This window comes from Rhizobium sp. A22-96 (assembly GCF_053521805.1).
In genome coordinates, this window is the sequence record NZ_JBNWDQ010000002.1 from 1,158,703 (window position 1) to 1,177,466 (window position 18,764).

At 60.6% G+C, this 18,764-nt stretch carries 16 protein-coding genes; 6 read left to right on the plus strand and 10 right to left on the minus strand.

Translation table 11 applies throughout. The features are described 5' to 3' along the window. Positions 1-230 precede the first annotated feature (230 nt). From ACQZ6F_RS12080 to ACQZ6F_RS12095, 4 genes are all read right to left on the minus strand, one after another. Entirely contained in the window at positions 231-1,283 is a 1,053-nt protein-coding gene (locus ACQZ6F_RS12080) for a sugar phosphate isomerase/epimerase family protein (protein WP_449091681.1), read from the minus strand. 259 nt (positions 1,284-1,542) lie between these two features. After that, positions 1,543-2,490, minus strand: coding sequence for a substrate-binding domain-containing protein (locus tag ACQZ6F_RS12085; RefSeq protein ID WP_449091680.1), 948 nt, complete (start codon positions 2,488-2,490; stop codon positions 1,543-1,545). A gap of 65 nt (positions 2,491-2,555) precedes the next feature. Continuing rightward, a complete protein-coding gene (locus ACQZ6F_RS12090) occupies positions 2,556-3,569 on the minus strand; it encodes an ABC transporter permease (protein ID WP_068400503.1) in 1,014 nt (337 codons plus the stop codon). A 62-nt stretch (positions 3,570-3,631) separates the two neighbouring features. Next, complete coding sequence (locus tag ACQZ6F_RS12095; RefSeq protein ID WP_449091679.1) at positions 3,632-5,155, minus strand: sugar ABC transporter ATP-binding protein; 1,524 nt, start codon at positions 5,153-5,155, stop codon at positions 3,632-3,634. A 167-nt stretch (positions 5,156-5,322) separates the two neighbouring features. Between ACQZ6F_RS12095 and ACQZ6F_RS12100 the strand changes: the two genes are divergently transcribed. Together ACQZ6F_RS12100 and ACQZ6F_RS12105 are read left to right on the plus strand one after the other, a co-directional pair. Further along, a complete protein-coding gene (locus ACQZ6F_RS12100; protein ID WP_077469394.1) occupies positions 5,323-6,348 on the plus strand; it encodes a LacI family DNA-binding transcriptional regulator in 1,026 nt (341 codons plus the stop codon). A 12-nt stretch (positions 6,349-6,360) separates the two neighbouring features. Next, a complete protein-coding gene (locus ACQZ6F_RS12105) occupies positions 6,361-6,717 on the plus strand; it encodes a VOC family protein (RefSeq protein ID WP_449091678.1) in 357 nt (118 codons plus the stop codon). A gap of 40 nt (positions 6,718-6,757) precedes the next feature. Here ACQZ6F_RS12105 and xylA read toward each other — a convergent pair whose 3' ends face one another. The 5 genes from xylA to ACQZ6F_RS12130 form a co-directional block, all read right to left on the minus strand. Continuing rightward, entirely contained in the window at positions 6,758-8,068 is a 1,311-nt protein-coding gene (gene xylA, locus ACQZ6F_RS12110) for a xylose isomerase (RefSeq protein ID WP_449091677.1), read from the minus strand. 224 nt (positions 8,069-8,292) lie between these two features. After that, on the minus strand, positions 8,293-9,750 hold the full coding sequence (gene xylB, locus ACQZ6F_RS12115; RefSeq protein ID WP_449091676.1) for a xylulokinase: 1,458 nt from the start codon (positions 9,748-9,750) through the stop codon (positions 8,293-8,295). Positions 9,751-9,787: 37 nt separating this feature from the next. Then, positions 9,788-10,813 carry a LacI family DNA-binding transcriptional regulator gene (locus ACQZ6F_RS12120; RefSeq protein ID WP_449091675.1) on the minus strand — a complete coding sequence of 342 codons (1,026 nt, stop codon included), beginning with the start codon at positions 10,811-10,813 and terminating at the stop codon, positions 9,788-9,790. Positions 10,814-10,964: 151 nt separating this feature from the next. Beyond that, positions 10,965-12,575, minus strand: a complete 1,611-nt coding sequence (locus ACQZ6F_RS12125; RefSeq protein WP_077472557.1) for a DHA2 family efflux MFS transporter permease subunit — start codon at positions 12,573-12,575, stop codon at positions 10,965-10,967. Positions 12,576-12,601: 26 nt separating this feature from the next. Beyond that, the gene (locus ACQZ6F_RS12130) at positions 12,602-13,822 is read right to left on the minus strand and encodes an HlyD family secretion protein (RefSeq protein WP_077472556.1); all 1,221 of its coding nucleotides are present in this window, start codon (positions 13,820-13,822) and stop codon (positions 12,602-12,604) included. A gap of 162 nt (positions 13,823-13,984) precedes the next feature. Between ACQZ6F_RS12130 and ACQZ6F_RS12135 the strand changes: the two genes are divergently transcribed. The 3 genes from ACQZ6F_RS12135 (at position 13,985) to ACQZ6F_RS12145 (ending at position 16,495) form a co-directional block, all read left to right on the plus strand. Beyond that, entirely contained in the window at positions 13,985-14,665 is a 681-nt protein-coding gene (locus ACQZ6F_RS12135; protein ID WP_068400500.1) for a TetR/AcrR family transcriptional regulator, read from the plus strand. 115 nt (positions 14,666-14,780) lie between these two features. Beyond that, entirely contained in the window at positions 14,781-15,620 is an 840-nt protein-coding gene (locus tag ACQZ6F_RS12140) for an AraC family transcriptional regulator (RefSeq protein WP_449091674.1), read from the plus strand. 131 nt (positions 15,621-15,751) lie between these two features. Beyond that, a complete protein-coding gene (locus ACQZ6F_RS12145; protein WP_449091673.1) occupies positions 15,752-16,495 on the plus strand; it encodes a TerC family protein in 744 nt (247 codons plus the stop codon). A 34-nt stretch (positions 16,496-16,529) separates the two neighbouring features. On the opposite strand, the gene ACQZ6F_RS12150 is transcribed toward ACQZ6F_RS12145, so the two are convergent. Beyond that, positions 16,530-16,940 (minus strand): hypothetical protein, encoded by a 411-nt coding sequence (locus tag ACQZ6F_RS12150; protein WP_077472554.1) that lies wholly within the window; start codon positions 16,938-16,940, stop codon positions 16,530-16,532. 363 nt (positions 16,941-17,303) lie between these two features. Here ACQZ6F_RS12150 and gltX point away from each other — a divergent pair, with 363 nt between their 5' ends. Next, entirely contained in the window at positions 17,304-18,761 is a 1,458-nt protein-coding gene (gltX, locus tag ACQZ6F_RS12155; RefSeq protein WP_449091672.1) for a glutamate--tRNA ligase, read from the plus strand. Positions 18,762-18,764: the final 3 nt, after the last annotated feature.

Below are 18,764 nucleotides of genomic sequence, written 5' to 3' on the forward strand. Positions count from 1 at the left end.
TCGCCCTTCGAGGGCCCTACGGGCCACCTCAGGGTGAGGCTGATCTTCTGCGCCAGCACCACTACCCTCTACCTACCAATGCCGAAGATGGCCTTTGTGGAGTTTCGCAAAAGCCCGCTCCGCCCTCATCCTGAGGTGCGGAGCCTCCTGAGCTCTGCGAGGGAGTGAAGCCTCGAAGGACGAGGGTGGCCTCTACCTTCTCCCCGCACCTGCGGGGAGAAGGCTTTGGATTACAGCCCCAGCATGCGCCGATTGGCCGCCTGATCCGTGCCGCTGCCGGCGAAATCGTCGAAGGCCTTTTCCGTCACGCGGATGATGTGCGCCTTGACGAATTCGGCGCCTTCGCGTGCGCCGTCTTCGGGATGCTTCAGCGCGCATTCCCATTCGACCACGGCCCAGCCATCGAAATTGTTCGCCGTCATCTTCGAGAACACGGCGCCGAAATCGACCTGACCGTCGCCCAGCGAACGGAAGCGGCCGGCACGCTCGACCCAGCCCTGATAGCCGCCATAGACGCCTTGTCGGCCGGTCGGGTTGAATTCCGCGTCCTTGACGTGGAACATCTTGATCCGGTCCTTGTAGATGTCGATGTTGTCGAGATAATCGAGGCACTGCAAGACGTAGTGCGAGGGGTCATAGAGCATGTTGGCGCGCGGATGGTTCTTCACGCGCTCCAGGAACATCTCGAAAGTGATGCCGTCATGCAGGTCTTCGCCCGGATGGATTTCGTAGCAAACGTCGACGCCGTTTTCATCTGCATGGTTGAGGATCGGCGTCCAGCGGCGGGCAAGCTCGTCGAAGGCGGTCTCGACGAGACCGGCCGGGCGCTGCGGCCACGGATAGATGAAGGGCCAGGCAAGCGCGCCGGAGAAGGTCGCATGCGCCTTGATGCCGAGATGCTTAGAGGCGGTCAGCGCCATCTTCACCTGCTCGACAGCCCATTCCTGCCGTGCCTTCGGATTCCCTCGCACTTCCGGTGCCGCAAAACCGTCAAAGGCTTCGTCATAGGCCGGATGAACGGCAACGAGCTGGCCTTGCAGGTGGGTTGAAAGTTCTGTTACTTCGACGCCGTTCGAGCGGGCAACGCCCGCGAACTCGTCGCAATAATCCTTGGAGCTGGCCGCCTTCTTCAGGTCGATGAGCTGGCTTGCCCAGGTCGGAACCTGCACGCCGACATAGCCGGCATCAGCTGCCCACTTCGTGATAGAATCCCACGAGTTGAACGGTGCTGCATCGCCTGCGAACTGGCCGAGAAACAGGCCGGGGCCCTTGATCGTCTTCATCAGTAATTCCTCCCTAATCACGCTCTGTAAACGTTTCCGATGCCTTGCGGACCCTTATGTGAGGCGGTTGGGACACCATAACCTCGAAAAACTATAGGGGCGTTTGGCTGAAAGTCGAATGCCCCGTGACCTAAACACGGCACGCTGTCGACGGCAAGAGGTACGTGCCGCAAAAATTTCCACTCGATGCGAAATGACAGGGCATCTGCATAAAAAACGCCCGCCGGAACCGGCGGGCGCATCTGTTCAGATCAACCGATCAGAACGGTGAATCGGCGAAGTAGAAGTCCTTGGCATTGTCCTTGGTGACGAGCGTCGCATCGAGGATGTAATTGCCGCGAACCGGAACCTGGTCGTAGAAGTTGGCAGCGGTCAGAGCCATGGCCGTGCCAACCATTGCCGGCGGGTAAAGCACGTCGACCGGGATCAGCTTGTCGCCGTCCATGACCTTCTTGATCATGTCCTTCGAGCCGGCGCCGGCGATGACATACTTGATGTCTGTGCGCTTTGCCTGTTCGATCGCCTGCAGCACGCCGACAGCCATGTCGTCATCCTGGCACCACACGACGTCGATCTTCGGGAACTTCGTCAGGTAGTCCTGCATGACCTTGAAGGCATCGTCGCGGTTCCAGTTGCCGTACTGGCGGTCGAGAACCTTGACGTTCGAGCCGGCAATACCCTTGTCGAAACCGTCCTGACGCTGCTGGTCGATCGGGATCGGCAGGCCACGGATAATGACGACCTGCGCGTCCGGCGTGTTCTTCTTGATATATTCGCCGGCCGTCTGGCCGAGCGCCGGGTTGTTGCCGGCAACGTAGAGGTCGCGGACGGAATTGTCGTTGTTACTTGGCGCACGGTCGACGAGCGTCACGAACTTGCCCTTGTCCTTGACTTCCTTGATGGCGTTGACCAGCGGATCCGGGTCAGACGGCAGGATCACGAGCGCGTCGATGCCCTGGGTCTCAAGGTCCTGCACGGCGTTTGCCTGGCTGGCGGCGTCAGGCGACGTCTTGACGATGACGGTCAGTCCCGGATGCTCCGCCATCAGGAGCTTGGCGACACGCTCGGCATGGAACACCACGCCCGAGGTCCAGCCATGGTCGGCGGCCGGAATGGAGACGCCGATCGTCACTTTCTTGTCTGCGGCATGTACCGTGCCGGCCAAAGCCGCCATCACCACCGCCAGTCCCAATAGTCTTTTACGCATGTTTATCCTCCCAGATAGAGACAGGGCCTTGTCATAAGAACCGGGCGCCCCCTGACCCGGTTTATTCATGATTTGCGTGCAAGCGACCGCTGGACCAGCATGGCGATGATGATGATCGCGCCCTGGATGGCACTCAGCAGATACTCGCTAATGAAATTGGAAAGCAGCATGATGTTGCCGACGAGCTCGAGGATGAAGGCGCCGCAGATCGTGCCCCATACCCTGCCCGCGCCGCCCTTCAGCGCCGTTCCGCCGACGACCACGGCGGTAATCGCCTGCAGCTCCCAGAGAATGCCCGTCGTTGCCGATGTGGATCCAAGGCGCGGCACGTAGAGAAGCACGGCAATCGCCACACACAGGCCCTGGATGACGAAGGCGACGGTGCGGACGCGATTGACCGCCACGCCGGAATAGCGCGCAACATCACGATTGGAGCCGACGGCGATGACATGCCGGCCGTAACGCGTGCGATAAAGGATGAAGGCCGCGATGCAGGTGACGACAAGAATGACCACGATCGGAACCGGCACGCCGAGCACGGAACCATAATAGACGGGCTTGTAGAGCGCCTGCACATCCGCCGGGCGCAAGGTGATCGCGCCGCCCTGCGACAGCCAGGTCGTCAAGCCGCGGTAGACGCCCATCGTGCCCAGCGTTGCGATGAAAGGTTCGATCTTGCCCATGGTCGTGATCAGGCCATTGGCCAGGCCGCACAGGACGCCCGCGACAACCGAGAACAATACAGCCGCCGCCAGCATCAGGCTCGGATCGGCGATGACGCCCGAGTTCATGAACAGTATCATCAGGCTCGCAACGAAGGCGACCATTGCGCCAACGGACAAATCGAGATCGCCCGCCGAGATGACGAAGGTTGCTCCCACCGCGATGATCGCAATGAAGGCGCATCTGGTGGCGACATTGGTAAGATTGGTCATGCCGATGAAATTCGGATTGACCAACGCGCCGACGATCAGGAGCAGCACCAGCGCCGCAAACGGTGCCACGGCCCGCAGATCGACATCCCGCCAGGATCGGCCCCGTCTGACTGTCTTCTCGCTGCTATCCTCGCCTACGCTCATATCCAAAACCAACCTCCCGTCCCATTATTGCTTGGGAATTCACTTATGCCTTCGCCGCCCGTTCAGGCAGCCGTCTTTTTCTTCAGGCCCGCCGCATAACGCATGATCTCCTGTTCGGAGATTTCGTCGCCTTCGAGCATGCCGACGATCCGGCCCTCGCGCATCACGGCCACCCGCGTGCACAGCCCGATGACCTCAGGCATCTCCGAAGAGACGACGATGATCGAATGCCCGTCGCGCGCCAGCGCCGAGATGAAATGATAGATCTGCTGCTTCGTGCCGACATCGATGCCGCGGGTCGGCTCGTCGATGATGATGATCTGCGGCTCGGTCTCCATAACCTTTGCAAGCAGCAGCTTCTGCTGATTGCCACCGGACATGCGGCCGGCAACGATGTTTCCGTCGCGAACGCGGATATCGAAACGGCGGCGTGCTCGCGCCAAGGCATCAGCTTCGCTTGCGGCGCTGAGATAACCGAACCTGCCGTGCCGATCGAGCGACTGCAGCGTAAGGTTCGCCGTCATGCCGGAGTTCAGAAGCAGGCCCTTGGACTTGCGGTCCTTGGTCATATAGGCAAGGCCGGCATCGATCGCAGCATGCACGTCATGCGCCGGTACGGATTGTCCGTTGGCGACGACCTCACCGGCATTTCGGGAGCGCAGGCCGACGATCGCCTCCATCAGCTCGGTGCGGCCGGAGCCGATCATGCCGGAAAAGCCGAGTATTTCGCCCTTGCGCAGCTCGAAGCTCGCATCGCGGACATAGCCAGTCGAGATGGAGTTCACCGCGAGCACGACCTTCTCGTCGACATCGGGCTCGTTCTTGGCCGGGTAGAGGCTGGAGAGCTCGCGCCCGACCATCAATTGCGCGATGGATTCGCCGTCGAGCATGGAGGTCGGCGACGTCTTCACCCACTGGCCATCGCGCAGGACCGTCACCCGGTCCGTCAGCTCCATGACTTCATCGAGCTTGTGCGACACGAACACGAAGCTCGTGCCCTGGTCGCGCAGCTTGCGTACCTGCTTGAACAGAAAGTTGGTTTCCTCACGCGAGAGCACGGCCGTCGGCTCGTCCATGAAGACGATCCGCGCATCACGGCTGATCGCCTTGGCAATCTCGACCATCTGCTTGTCGGCGACGGAAAGCGTGCTGATCATCGCGTTCTCATCGACATGCGACCCGAGTAGATCGAGCACGCGCCGCGTCTCCGCCCGCATGTGCTTGCGGTCGAGCACGCCGAAATGCGTGACTTCGCGGCCCAGAAACAAGCTCTCGGTCACGGTCAGATGTTCGGCAAGATTGAATTCCTGGTGGATAATGACGATGCCGAGCGCCTCGGCGGCGCCATTCGGCGGCAGCTTCACCGGCTTGCCGTCAAGCAGGATTTCGCCGGAACTGGGCTGCTCGAAACCGGAAAGAACCTTGACGAGCGTCGACTTGCCGGCGCCGTTTTCGCCCATCAATGCATGGATTTCGCCGGCCCGGAGATCGAAGTTGACGCTGAACAGAACCTGCACGCCATTGAAGGACTTACAGATTCGCTTCGCTGACAGCACAACGGCACCGTCGACGGCCTCCGAATTCATTGCTTCCTCCCTTGCGGCTCCACCCGCTTTCCTTGCTGTGTAAACCTTTACATATAACGTGTAAAGGTTTACATCGTTGGATATTGCACAATTCTTCGCGGTCGCCTTTGACCTGCACGGAAGTCTGTGTAGTGTCCGGTGCGAGACGAGACCCAAGGCAGAGCGCAGTGTCGAATTCCACGCCCGCAACCATCGAAGACGTCGCCCGAATTGCCAATGTTTCGATCGCAACGGTCTCCCGGGCAATCCACATGCCGGAGAAGGTCGCCAATTCGACGCGGCTGAAGGTCAATCAGGCAATTGCCGTCACCGGCTACACGACCAATGCCATGGCACGCAGCCTCAGGCTCGGCCGTTCCAACATGATTCTCGTGGTCGCGCCCGACATTGGCGACCCCAATTTCTCCAATATCCTCATCGGCCTGGAGAACGAAGCACGCGCGCATGGCTATGGCATCCTCATCGGTCACACACAGAACGATGCCCAGCGCGGGCTGGAATATCTGAAATTCCTGAATTCCAACCAAGCGGCGGGATTGATCCTGTTCACCGGCATATTGCCTTTCGGACACCAGACGATGACGGCGCGCTTGCCGCCGAGCGTCGGCGTCTTCGAGCCGGTGTTCAATGGCGGTATTCCCTATGTCGGCGTCGACGATATCGCCGGTGCGCGCAAGGCTGTCGACCTGCTGATCGCCGAAGGCCATCGCAAGATCGCGTTTATCGGTGATTCCCGCACCCGCCTTGCCTATAGCCGGCGGCGCATGGGTTACGAGGCCGGGATGGATGCCGCCGAAATCGGCGAGGATCTCCGCATCGTTCTCGACGGCGACGGCACCATCGAGAGCGGGCGGCTGGCCGTCGAGCAGCTTTTCATGCGCGACACGCTGCCGACAGCCTTCATGTGCGTCAACGATCAGACCGCAATCGGCGTGATGATCGGCCTGAAGACACGCGGCTACGACATTCCGGGGGACTTTTCGGTGACCGGCTTCGACGACGTGCCGCAAGCCGTCTTCATGACACCATCGCTGACGACGATCCGCCAGCCGCGCACCGCCATCGGCAAGCATGCCATGGCGCTGCTGCTCGAACTCCTCTCGGACGGTCAGCCGACGGAGACGGAAATCCTGCTGTTGCCGGATCTGGTGGTGCGCAACTCCGTCTCGGCGCCGTCGCGTATCAGGCGATAGGGAGGCGCAGCCATGCCGCTCGGCAGGATCACCCTCTATGTCCGCGATGTGGAAGCGACGATCGATTTCTACGAGAGACATTTTGGCTTCAAGCCACTCCGGCAGGAGGGTGATCGGATTGTCGAACTTTTGGCATCGGATGGCGGCGCCAATCTGATGATCCATCAGGCAGGAAAGGCCCAGAAGATGGGCCAGGTGCTGGTGAAACTGGTCTTCGACGTCGAAAATGTCGATGCATTCCGCGCCAAATGCGCGGGCGATGGACTGGAATTCGGCCCTCTGCATCAGGCCGACGGCTATGTATTCGCCAATGCCAAGGACCCCTCGGGAAATCCCATCGCTATTTCCAGCCGCGCGTTCAGGCGGTAGTCCGAGAGGCGACGAATAGCCGCCTCCCGGATGTCATCGATCAAACGTAACGATTGACGATGTTCTCAAGCAGTTCCTGCTTGCCGGACTTCGGCTGCGGATTGATATCCTTGGCCTCGACCCACTGCGCGATCTGATCGAGTGAATATTCGCCGCGAAGCAGCTTCTGTCCTTCGGCCGAATCCCAACCGGCGTAGCGGTCGGCGAGCGGCTGCGACAGCGCCTTGTCTTCGATCATCTTGGCAGCAGCCTTCAGGCCACGGGCGCAGCAATCCATGCCGCCGATATGACCGATCAGCAGGTCTGCCGGATCAAGCGACTGACGACGCAGCTTCGAATCGAAGTTGGTACCGCCGTTCTTGAAGCCGCCGCCTGCCAGAACCTGGTAGTAGGCCAGCGTCATTTCCGGAACATTGTTCGGGAACTGGTCGGTATCCCAGCCGGACTGGTAGTCGTTGCGGTTCATGTCGATCGAGCCGAAGATGCCGAGCGTGTTGGCCAGCGCCAGTTCGTGCTCGAAGGAGTGGCCGGCGAGGATCGCATGGCCCTGCTCGATATTGACCTTCACTTCGTTTTCGAGGCCGTTCTTCTTCAGGAAGCCATAGACGGTCGCGACGTCGTAGTCATACTGGTGCTTGGTCGGCTCCTGCGGCTTCGGCTCGATCAGGATCGTGCCCTTGAAGCCGATCTTGTGCTTGTACTCGACCACGAGGTTGAGGAAGCGGCCCATCTGGTCCAGTTCACGCGTCAGGTCGGTGTTGAGCAAGGTTTCATAGCCTTCGCGGCCGCCCCAAAGCACGTAGTTCTCGCCGCCGAGCTTGTGGGTCGCGTCCATGCAGGTCTTCACGGTCGCAGCCGAGAAGGCGAAGACGTCCGGATCCGGGTTGGTGGAAGCGCCCGACATGAAGCGGCGGTTCGAGAAGAGGTTCGCCGTGCCCCACAGCAGCTTGACGCCGGTTTCGGCCTGCTTCTGGGCGAAGTAATCGACGATCTCGTTGAGGTTCCTGGTGTTCTCGGCAAAGTTCTTGCCTTCCGGACGCACGTCAGCATCGTGGAAGCAGTAGTAGGGCGAGCCGAGCAGCGTGAAGAATTCGAACGCGACGTCAGCCTTTAGCTTGGCGGCTTCCATCGTCTCGTTGAACCAGGGGCGAAGGAAAGTCTGGCCGCCAAAGGGGTCGCCGCCCGGCCAGGTGAAGGTATGCCAATAGGCGACGGCAAAGCGAAGATGGTCTTCCATGCGCTTGCCGGCAACAACCTCGTCCTTGTTGTAGTGGCGGAAGGCCAGTGGATTGGTGCTGTCGGGGCCTTCGTATTTTACCTTGCTGATATCGCCGAAAAATCCGGTGCTCATAGTCTGTCTCCTTGGGTTTTGGTATTTCGGTATTCGTGTTCGTGCCGTGTAGCTTTGCCCCTCACCCTAGCCCTCTCCCCGCAAGCGGGGAGAGGGGACGACTTCTGTACCCTCGCCCAAATCAGAGACGGAGGGACGGTGATGGTGCGTCTATCCCCTTCTCCCCGTCAGAACGGGGAGAAGATGCCCGACAGGGCGGATGAGGGGCTTTAAGCCACAGTATTTCAATGCGCCGACAACGGCTTGATCGCCGGATAAAGCGCCCGATAGCGCTTGTAGGCATCCGTATAGGCATCCGTCAGCGCCGCGACCGGCTCAATCGTCCCGGCCGTCTGTGGCGGCGTGCAGACCGCAACCGGATCAGCGCCGGTGGCCGCGATCAGGCCGAGACGCGCAGCGCCGAAGGCAGCACCGAAATCGCCGTCCGCCGGCAGATCCACAGGCACGCCGAGCGCCGTGGCGATCGAGGCCAGCCAGTAGCGCGAGCGCGAGCCGCCGCCGATGGCGGTGACGCGGGCAATGTCGGTGCCGGCGGAGCGCAGCGCTTCGAGATTGTCGCGGATGGCGAAGGATACGCCTTCGAGCACGGCCTGCGTCAGCACTGCGCGGCCGCTTTCATGACCAAGGCCGATGAAGGCACCGCGGATCGTCGCGTCATTGTGCGGCGTGCGCTCGCCTGAGAGATAGGGGAGGAAGGTAACGCTGGAAGGCGCTTTCAGCGTCTCGCCCAGCTCGCCGGTGAGGTCGGCGGCGGATTTGCCTGTCACGCCCGAATGCCAGTTCAGCGCATCGGTCGCCGACAGAATGACGCCCATCTGGTGCCAGGTATTCGGCAGCGCATGGCAGAAGGCATGCACGGCGCTCTCCGGCTTCGGCAGGTAGGAGCCGTTGGCAGCAAAGAGCACGCCTGACGTTCCGAGCGAAACGAAGGCGGCGCCATGGCTCACCGTGCCCATGCCGCAGGCCGAGGCTGCATTGTCCCCTGCCCCGCCGGCAACGACGACATCGCCGCCGATACCCCATTTCGAGGCCAGCTCACCACGCAACTTGCCGGCAGCTTCCGTGCCTTCGACCAGCGTCGGCATCTGCTTTTCATCGAGATTGGTCGCGGCCAGCAGCTCGGAAGACCATTTGCGCTTGCCGGTGTCGAGCCAGGAGGTGCCGGCGGAATCGGACATTTCCGACATGTGTTCGCCGGTCAGCCACAGGCGCAGATAGTCCTTGGGCAAAAGCACCCAGCGCACTCTGGCGAAGACATCGGGCTCATGCTTGGCGACCCAGGCGAGCTTGGGCGCGGTGAAGCCGGGGAAGACGATATTGCCGGTCAGCGCGCGGAAGCGCGGATCGGCGTCAAGCGCTGCAGCCTCATGATAGCTGCGCGTATCGTTCCAGAGGATGCAGGGCCGCAGCACCTTGTCATCGGCATCGAGCAATGTCGCCCCATGCATCTGGCCGGAAAGGCCGATGCCGCGCACCGCCGCCAGCTCCTTCGGATGCGCCGCCTTCAGCCCGGCAACCGCTTCCTCGGTCGCGCGGACCCAGTGCGCCGGATCCTGCTCCGACCAGCCGGGATGCGGACGCGATACATCGAGATCGCCATGGGCGGAACCGATGATCTTCTGATTGCCGTCGATCAGCATCGCTTTGACGCCGGACGTTCCGAGATCGAGACCCAAATACATCAGATGCTACTCCCTGTGTTCTGCCACTTTCGAATGATCAGGGCAGATTATCCTTCAAGAAAATGTCGAGACGTATGCGCTCCTGGTCGGCGATGACGCCCTGACCATCGGCCTTCGCCTTCATCACACGGATGGCGCTGCGTATTTCGTGGCCGGCATCCTGGTTAAGAACGGCGTCGATCGTGCCATCCATCAGCGCGGCGCGCGTATGCTGCGTCAACTCATGCACGACGACGGTCAGCTCGCGCTCGGGCCGAACGGCCTTTACGGCAGCAATCAGGCCCCGGTTGCCGGCGCCGAGGCTGTAGACGCCGATGATCTTTGTGCTGCCGGAAAGCGCCTTGGAAACGAGCGACCTGGCACGCCCAGGATCATCGCGTCCCTCGAGCACAGGCAGCAATCGTAGCTTGGGAAACTCCGCCGCCATGACGGCTGAAAATCCTTCGAGGCGCTCGCGATGGTCGCGCACCAGCATCGAGCCGGCTAGAACGGTGATATCGCCCTCCTGCCCACCGAGAAACCGGCCGAGCAGGCGGGCGGCGGTCCGCCCCGCAGCGATATTGTCGATACCGGCATAATGATGCCGAGTGGAATCGGTGAGGTCGGAGACCAGGGTAACCACAGGAATTCGCTCGGATACGAGGCGGTCGACGGCGGCCCGCACCTCCGGTGCGTCTGTTGCCACAAGCGCAACGCCCGCGAGATCCTGTCCTTGCAGCGCATCGAGTGCGGCAACCAGTGCCGACACATCAAAAGGCGGCACCTCCAGAATGCGGATTTCGGTGCGCTCGAAGCTTGAGCGCAATGTCGCCTGATGCACCTCGGAGCGAAGTCCGTGCATGAAGGAATTGTCGCCTGTCGGCAGGATGAAGACGATGGGATAGACGCGGCCCTTGGCCAGATTGGCGGCGGCGACATCGCGGATGTAGCCGATCTCGTTGATCGCGGCTTCCACCTTTTCCCGCGTCACCAACCGCACGCCCGGCCGCTGGTTTAACACGCGGTCGACGGTGGCAAGGCTCACGCCTGCGGCAGCGGCGATATCATGAACAGTCGGTCTCATCAGCTCCTCCTGCCGAGATCCTTACTGCGATTTCTGATGTACGTAAATCAGAAATTTTCGGCCGCCCGATTTTCCTGCCGATTTTTCCTCCCGAAACGAAAAAGGCCCCTCGCTTCGAGGGGCCTTCTATCGATACCGGCGTGGCGTGAGATCAATGGCCTCCGCCACCTCCACCGCCGCCTGGTGCATTCGGCTTGCTCAGCATGAGCACCCCGAGGATCATCGCCAGGAACAGGATGGTAAGCATCAGGAAGATGTCGCTGAAGGACATGACCACAGCCTGTTGCGTTGCCATGTTGACCATCTGCCTCAGCGCAGCCTGCTGTCCGTTCAACCCGGAGGCGGTAAAGCTGGCAGCCATGTTGTTCAGCTGATCGACGGCAATCTGATTGCCCCAATGAATATTGTCACGCAGGTTGAAGTAGTGCTGGTCCTGCCGGTTCGTCAGCAGCGTGTTGATGATAGCAAGGCCAACAGCGCCGCCGAGGTTACGCGTCAGGTTGAACAGGCCGGACGCACCGCGCATGCGGGCGGGCGGCATGGTTCCAAGCGCGATATTGTTGATCGGCACCATGCAGAGCATCAGCCCGAACCCACGCAAGATTTGCGGGATCATCAGTTCCCAGAAATCCCAATCCGTCGTCAGATGCATCATGATGTAGGTGCCGGCCGAGAAGCTGGTGAAGCCGATGATCATCAGGATGCGCAGGTCGATCTTGCTCGACAGGAAGCCGGCAAGCGGCGCCGTGAAGAACATGGTCAGGCCCGAAACGAACATCGTTTCGCCGATCTGCAGCGAATCGTAACCGCGGATACGGGCAAGATAGAGCGGGTAGATATAGGTCAGGCCGTAGAGACCGATGCCCATGACGAAGGAGAAGACTGACCCGAAGGAGAAGTTCTTGTTGGTGAACGCCTTCAGATCCACCACCGGGAACTCGGCCGTGAAGGCTCGATAGAAGAAGATGACCGCACCGATGGCCGAGGCGATGGCGCCTGCGACGATGTAATTGTCGTTGAACCAGTCGTTGGTGTTGCCTTCCTCAAGCACATATTCCAAAGCGCCAAGGAAGACACCCATGGAAACCAGGCCCCACCAGTCGAATTTCTTCATCAGCGACAGTTCGGGCTTGTCGAAATCGATGAAATTCCAGGTGACGATCGCAACGATGATACCCGGCGGAATATTGACGAGGAACAGCCAGTGCCAGGAAAAGGCATTGGAGAGATAGCCGCCAACCGTCGGGCCGATGGTCGGCGCCAGCGTCGCGATCAGGCCGATGATCGGCGAGACGACGTTGCGCTTCGATGGCGGGAAGATGGTGAACGCCGCCGCGAAGACCGAGGGGATCATGCCGCCGCCGATAAAGCCTTGCAGCGCACGGTAGATGATCATCTGGTCGATGTTGGTGGCGGTCGCGGCAAGCGCGCTCGCTGCGGTGAAGCCGGCGGCCGAGATCGCGAACAGGTAGCGCGTGGAAATGATGCGCGCCAGCGTTCCCGACAGCGGGATCATGATGACTTCGGCAATCAGATAGGCCGTCTGCACCCAGCCGATTTCATCCGAGCCGGCGCTGAGGCCAGCCTGGATTTCGCTGAGCGAGGCAGACACGATCTGAATGTCGAGGATCGACATGAACATGCCGAGCACCATCGCCAGAAAGGCGATGAGCTTTTTGGTCTCGATATGATCCACCGCTGGTGGCGCGGCAGGGCCGGCCGCGCGTGGGGGCGACCCTGCAGTAGTGCTGGCGGACGACATGCTGCGTCTCTCCCGAGCTTGAGCGCTTACTTGTTCGGTGCCGTGCGGGTATCGACGTCGACGACGACGCTGAGGCCTGCGCGCAGACGACCGGTATCAAGCGCATCCTGCGGCAATGCGATGCGAACAGGCACACGCTGGATGATCTTGGTGAAATTGCCAGTCGCGTTTTCCGGCGGCAGCAGCGAGAAGACCGAGCCGGAAGCCGGCGAGATCGACTCGACGGTGCCAACGATCGGATGGTCGCTATAGGCATCGACATGGACGTTCACCTTGGAACCGGGAACCAGGTGCTGGATCTGCGTTTCCTTGAAGTTCGCATCGATATAGAGCTGCCGGGTCGGCACAATCGCCATCAGCTTCTGTCCGGGGGACACAAGGTCGCCTTCCTGAACGGAACGATTGCCGACAACGCCGTCATAAGGCGCCTTCAGCACGGTAAAGGACAGGTCGCGGGCGGCCTTGTCGCGAGCGGCGGCAAGACCCTTGATCGTGCTTTCCGCCTGGCGGCGCTGGGCCTGCAGCAGATTGATATTGGCTTGTGCCGAAGCAATCGCGGCATCGCCGCCGACCAGGTTGGCCTTGGCTTGGTCGAGCGCGATGTTGGCGCTATCCAAGGCGGCCGTGGTGCCGACCGACTTGGCTTGCAGTTCAGCAGCGCGCGTCTGGGTGATCTGAGCGCCACGAACAGTGGCGTCGAGGGCAACCTTTTGGGCCTGCGACTGGGCAAGAGCGGCCTGGCCGGCAGCGATCTGTGCATCGATGGTATGGAGTGAGAGCTGTTCGGTGTCGTACGAGGCCTGGGCCTGATCCAGCGCCAGCTTGTAGTCGCCGTCATCGAGCGTAGCGAGCACATCGCCAGCCTTGACGAGCTGGTTGGCAACGACATTCACCTTGGCGACATAGCCGGTGACCTTCGGCTGAATGGTCGCGATATCGCCGCCGATATAGGCATCGTCAGTCGAGACCATGAAGCGGCCGTTCGTCCACCAGTCATAGCCATACCAGCCGCCGGCTGCGAGCACGGCGACGATGATGACAGGGAGCACCAGGCTGCGCCGCTTCTTTGCCGGAGGCGGTGGGGCCGCGGGAACCGGAGATGCGGGCGCAGCCTGGGTGGGAGCTGGATTGCTTCGCGTTTCTGCGGCGGGAGCGTTGGCAGATACGCCAGCTTCCGGCGCTTCCGCTTCGGCATCAGCGGACTCATCCACGATGCGCGCTACATTGTTTCCATGACTTGACGACATTGCCCTACCACCGAAAATCTAGGTAAAATAATCGAACCGAACGGTTCGGTTCAATTGACATAAAGCCTTTTCCATTCCATATCAAGAGACATCGAACCGCGTGGTTCGATTTATTTGGCGAGTCTGTTTAAGATTCTGCAAAAATGATTGATGAAGGAGACGATGAAACACGAATCGCAAAATGCCATCATATTGAACGCGCCCGCACCTGCATCCGGGGGCCGCTGGGCCGCTGGCGAAGATCCGGTCAAGCGCCACCAGATTCTCGAAGGCGCCAAGCGCGTCTTTATGAAGATGGGCTTCGACGCGGCGAGCATGAACGACGTCACCCGCGAGGCGGGCGTCTCCAAGGGCACGCTTTACGTCTATTTCGCGAACAAGGAAGACCTGTTCGCCGCCATGATGGAGAGCGAGCGCACCTATTTCGTCAACCTCGTGCGCAACGCACTGGCGGATGAATCGGATGTCACGACGTCTCTTTATGATTTCGGCATCGTATTCGTGACGCACGTCACCTCGGACAAGACCATCAGCGCCATGCGCACGGTCATCGGCGTGCGCGAACGCATGCCCTCCCTCTGTCAACGTTTCTTCACCGGCCCGGAAAACCTGCGCACGGTGTTGCGCGGCTTCCTTGAGCGGCAGGTCGCAGCCGGTCATCTCAAGATCGACGATTTCGACATGGCGGCCCGCCATTTTCTGGAGATGGCCAGTGGCGGCTACTTCAAGCTGCGGCTGTTTGGCGACATGGACGAACCTCCGTCAAAGGAGGAGATCGATTATGTCGTACGCGGCGCCGTGCGCGTTTTCCTCGCAGGCTATGGGCCCGACCGCAAGGATTGATGGCAAAAGCCTTCCCTTGTTGCCGATGAGCAGCTAGCGATCCAACTCCGCAATGGCGATCAAGCGTCGCGGCCGCCGGGCGCTTATGAATTGTCCGGCAACCAGGGAGTTGGGCATGAGCGCGATCGGCAGAGCGATATGGTTCATCGAAAGCCATTTCACATCCGATATCTCATTGGATGAGATTGCCGATACGGCCGGGCTTTCGCGATATCATCTGTCGCGCGTCTTCGGCATGACCACAGGTCATTCGATCAGCGGCTATATAAGGAGCCGCCGCCTCAGCAGTGCGGCTCTCGCACTGACGGACAGCTCTTCCACCATTCTCCAGGTTGCCCTCGATGCCGGCTACGGCTCGCACGAGGCCTTCACCCGTGCCTTCCGCGAGCAATTCGGCATGACGCCGGAGAGCCTGCGCAAACAGGGGCACGTTCGCAACCTCGCTCTACAGGAGCCGATCAGAATGGACGACACCCGCCTCCCCAAGCTCGATGCCCCGCGCTTCGAGATCCGCCCGGCAATGCTGCTCGCCGGCTTTGCCGAAACCTATGCCCATGAGGCAACGCAGGCGATCCCTTCGCTCTGGCAGAAGTTCAACCAGCATTTCGGCCACATTCCTGGCCAGGTGGGCAACGTCGCCTATGGCGTCTGCACCCAGGCGGATGAGGGTAGCGAAGGCTTCCGCTATATGTCCGCAGCCGAAGTCACCGGCACCGACGACCTGCCCGGAGGGTTTACGACCGCGAGACTGCCGCCGCAGCGCTATGCGGTCTTTGCCCATCGCGGCCACATCTCGGGCATTTCCGCGACCGTGCATCAGATCTTCGGCGAATGGCTCCCGCAATCGGGCCACCAGCACGGCGGAACCCCGGACATGATGGAGCGCTATGACGAGCGTTTCGACCCGCGCACCGGCATGGGCGTGACCGAAATCTGGATCCCCCTCAAAGCTTAAAGCGAGCCCGCCGCCACGAAAATGGCGGCGGCGCTTGTACGGACGACGACGCTCCTTACATTACGGCCATTCTTGACAGGCCGGGGCTGGGGGTCAGTATCGGCAATGCTGACAAAAAGGGGAAATCGTCGATGGATATTGTTGGGCTGATACAGGATCCGAGCGCGTGGGTCGCGCTCGTCACACTCGTGGTCATGGAGGTGGTGCTTGGCATCGACAACCTCATCTTCATCTCGATCCTGACCAACAAACTGCCCGCCGAACACCGCGACAGGGCGCGCAAGATCGGTATCGGCCTTGCTCTTGGCATGCGTCTCGCACTGCTCGGCACTGTCGCCTGGATCGTTCAGCTGACGCAGCCCGTCTTCGAGATCTTCGGCCAGGGCTTCTCCTGGAAAGACATGATCTTGATCGGCGGCGGCCTCTTCCTCGTCTGGAAGGCGACGAAGGAGATCCATCACAACGTCGATCCGCAGGAACACGGCGAGGATTTCATCGCCAAGTCGACGACCTCCACCTTCGCCGCCGCTATCGGCCAGATCCTGCTGCTCGACCTGGTCTTCTCGGTCGACAGCATCATCACCGCCGTTGGCATGACGCCGCATTTGCCGATCATGTTCGTCGCCGTGATTGCTGCGGTTACGGTCATGCTGGTCGCCGCCAACCCGCTCGCCAATTTCATCGAGAAGAACCCGAGCATCGTCATGCTGGCGCTCGCCTTCCTGCTGATGATCGGCACGACGCTGATCGCCGAAGGCATGGGCGTGCATGTGCCCAAGGGCTACATCTACGCCGCCATGGCCTTCTCAGCTCTCGTGGAAGTGCTCAACATGCTGGTCAGGAACCGCCGGAAAAAGGCATCCGGCGGCCATTGAGGAAGAGATCCGCATCCGGAAACGGGTGCGGCACTCAATCCTGAACGTGGACGTCGACCCATTCGCCGATGTCGCCGCGCCCGTAAATATCGACCTTGATCCTGACATTGCCGCGGACGATGAGTTTCGCGGCATCATCGGCAATATTGCCATCGGCGAGCATGGCTTCCAGCCGCTGACGGTTTGACGGCAGCGAGAAGAAACTATCGCCCTGGTCGCCGCGGTCGCGCCGACGGTAGGCGTGATAGTTCGCCCGATCCTGACGGATGATCTGCCAGGGCAGCGTTAGACGCTCCCCCTTTGAATTGTAGAGGTCGTCGTTACCGATATAGGCGCGATAGGACTCGATCAGCTTGGCCGAGCTATCGCGCGTAATCGTCGATTGCGCGGCGGCGGGACCGAACATGGCCGCCGCCATTATGAGGCTCAAAACCAGTCTCTTCATTACTTCCTCGCGGTATTTGATTGAAGACCTATTCCGCCACTGCCGCAGAAATTGCAAATAAAATTCGGCAACCGACCCGCTTTCATCCCGATAGACTTACGAACGGTAAAGAGGCATCACTATTCTGATATATCGGCTCGAATCGGCGCGTTGCAATGTCCATGACACACCATCGGGTCGATCTTGAGGCGCGGTTTCCCTTGACGTCATGCATTGAATATGGCCTAAGGCCAGCCATATGGAAAACGCGGAATTGAAGCGGCAGGCGCCCTTTTCCGGCCGGTTTCCTCATCCAGATACACATCTTCGGCTGGACGGCGCTTGTCCAAAGCGCGACCCGGCCTTTTATGACGGGCAAACAAGATGACCACTTCAGGCGTTCGCGTCCGCATCGCACCCTCCCCCACCGGCGAGCCGCATGTCGGCACGGCCTATATCGCGCTGTTCAACTATCTCTTCGCCAGGAAACACGGCGGCGAGTTCATCCTGCGCATCGAGGACACCGACGCCACCCGCTCCACCCCGGAATTCGAGACCAAGGTGCTCGACGCTCTGAAATGGTGCGGCCTGAAATGGTCTGAGGGTCCGGATGTCGGTGGGCCCTATGGCCCTTATCGCCAGAGCGACCGCAAGGAGCTGTATAAGCCCTACGTCGAACAGATCGTCACGAACGGACACGGCTTCCGCTGCTTCTGCACGCCCGAGCGTCTGGAAAAGATGCGCGAGGCGCAGCGTGCCGCCGGCCTGCCGCCGAAGTATGACGGTCACTGTTTGAACCTTTCGGCCGAGGAAGTCTCGACGCGCGTTGCCGCCGGCGAGCCGCATGTCGTGCGTATGAAGATCCCGACCGAGGGTAGCTGCAAGTTCCATGACGGCGTCTATGGCGATGTCGAAATCCCGTGGGATGCCGTCGACATGCAGGTGCTGCTCAAGGCGGACGGCATGCCGACCTATCACATGGCAAACGTCGTCGACGACCATCTGATGAAGATCACCCACGTCGCGCGCGGCGAAGAATGGCTCGCCTCGGTGCCGAAGCACATCCTGATCTATCAGTATCTCGGCTGGGAACCGCCGGTTTTCATGCACCTGTCGCTGATGCGCAACGCCGACAAGTCAAAGCTGTCGAAGCGCAAGAACCCGACGTCGATCTCCTATTACACGGCTCTCGGCTATATTCCCGAAGCGCTGATGAACTTCCTCGGCCTGTTCTTCATGCAGATCGCCGAAGGCGATGAGCTGTTGACGATGGAAGAGCTTGCCGCAAAGTTCGACCCGGAGAACCTCTCCAAGGCCGGCGCGATCTTCGATATCCAGAAGCTCGACTGGCTGAACGGCCGCTGGATCCGCGAGAAGCTCTCGGAAGAAGAGTTCCAGCAGCGCGTCCTGACCTGGGCCATGGAAAACAGCCGCCTGCAGGAAGGCCTGAAGCTATCGCAGTCGCGCATCACCAAGCTTGGTGAGCTGCCCGATCTCGCCGGCTTCCTGTTCAAGTCGGACCTCAACCTCGATGCTTCGGCCTTCGCCAAGATCAAGTCGACGCCGGAAGAGTTGCTGGAAATCCTGAACACCGTGCAGCCGGATCTCGAAAAGATCCTCGAATGGAATGTCGAGACGATCGAAGCCGAGCTGCGCGCCATCGCCGACCGCATGGGCAAGAAGCTCAAGGTTATCGTTGCGCCGCTGTTCGTCGCGGTATCGGGCTCCTCGCGCTCCCTGCCGCTTTTCGATAGCATGGCAATCCTCGGCCGTTCCGTCGTGCGTCAGCGGCTGAAATTGGCGGCCCAGACCGTTGCGACCCTCGTCGGCCCGAAGAATTGAACC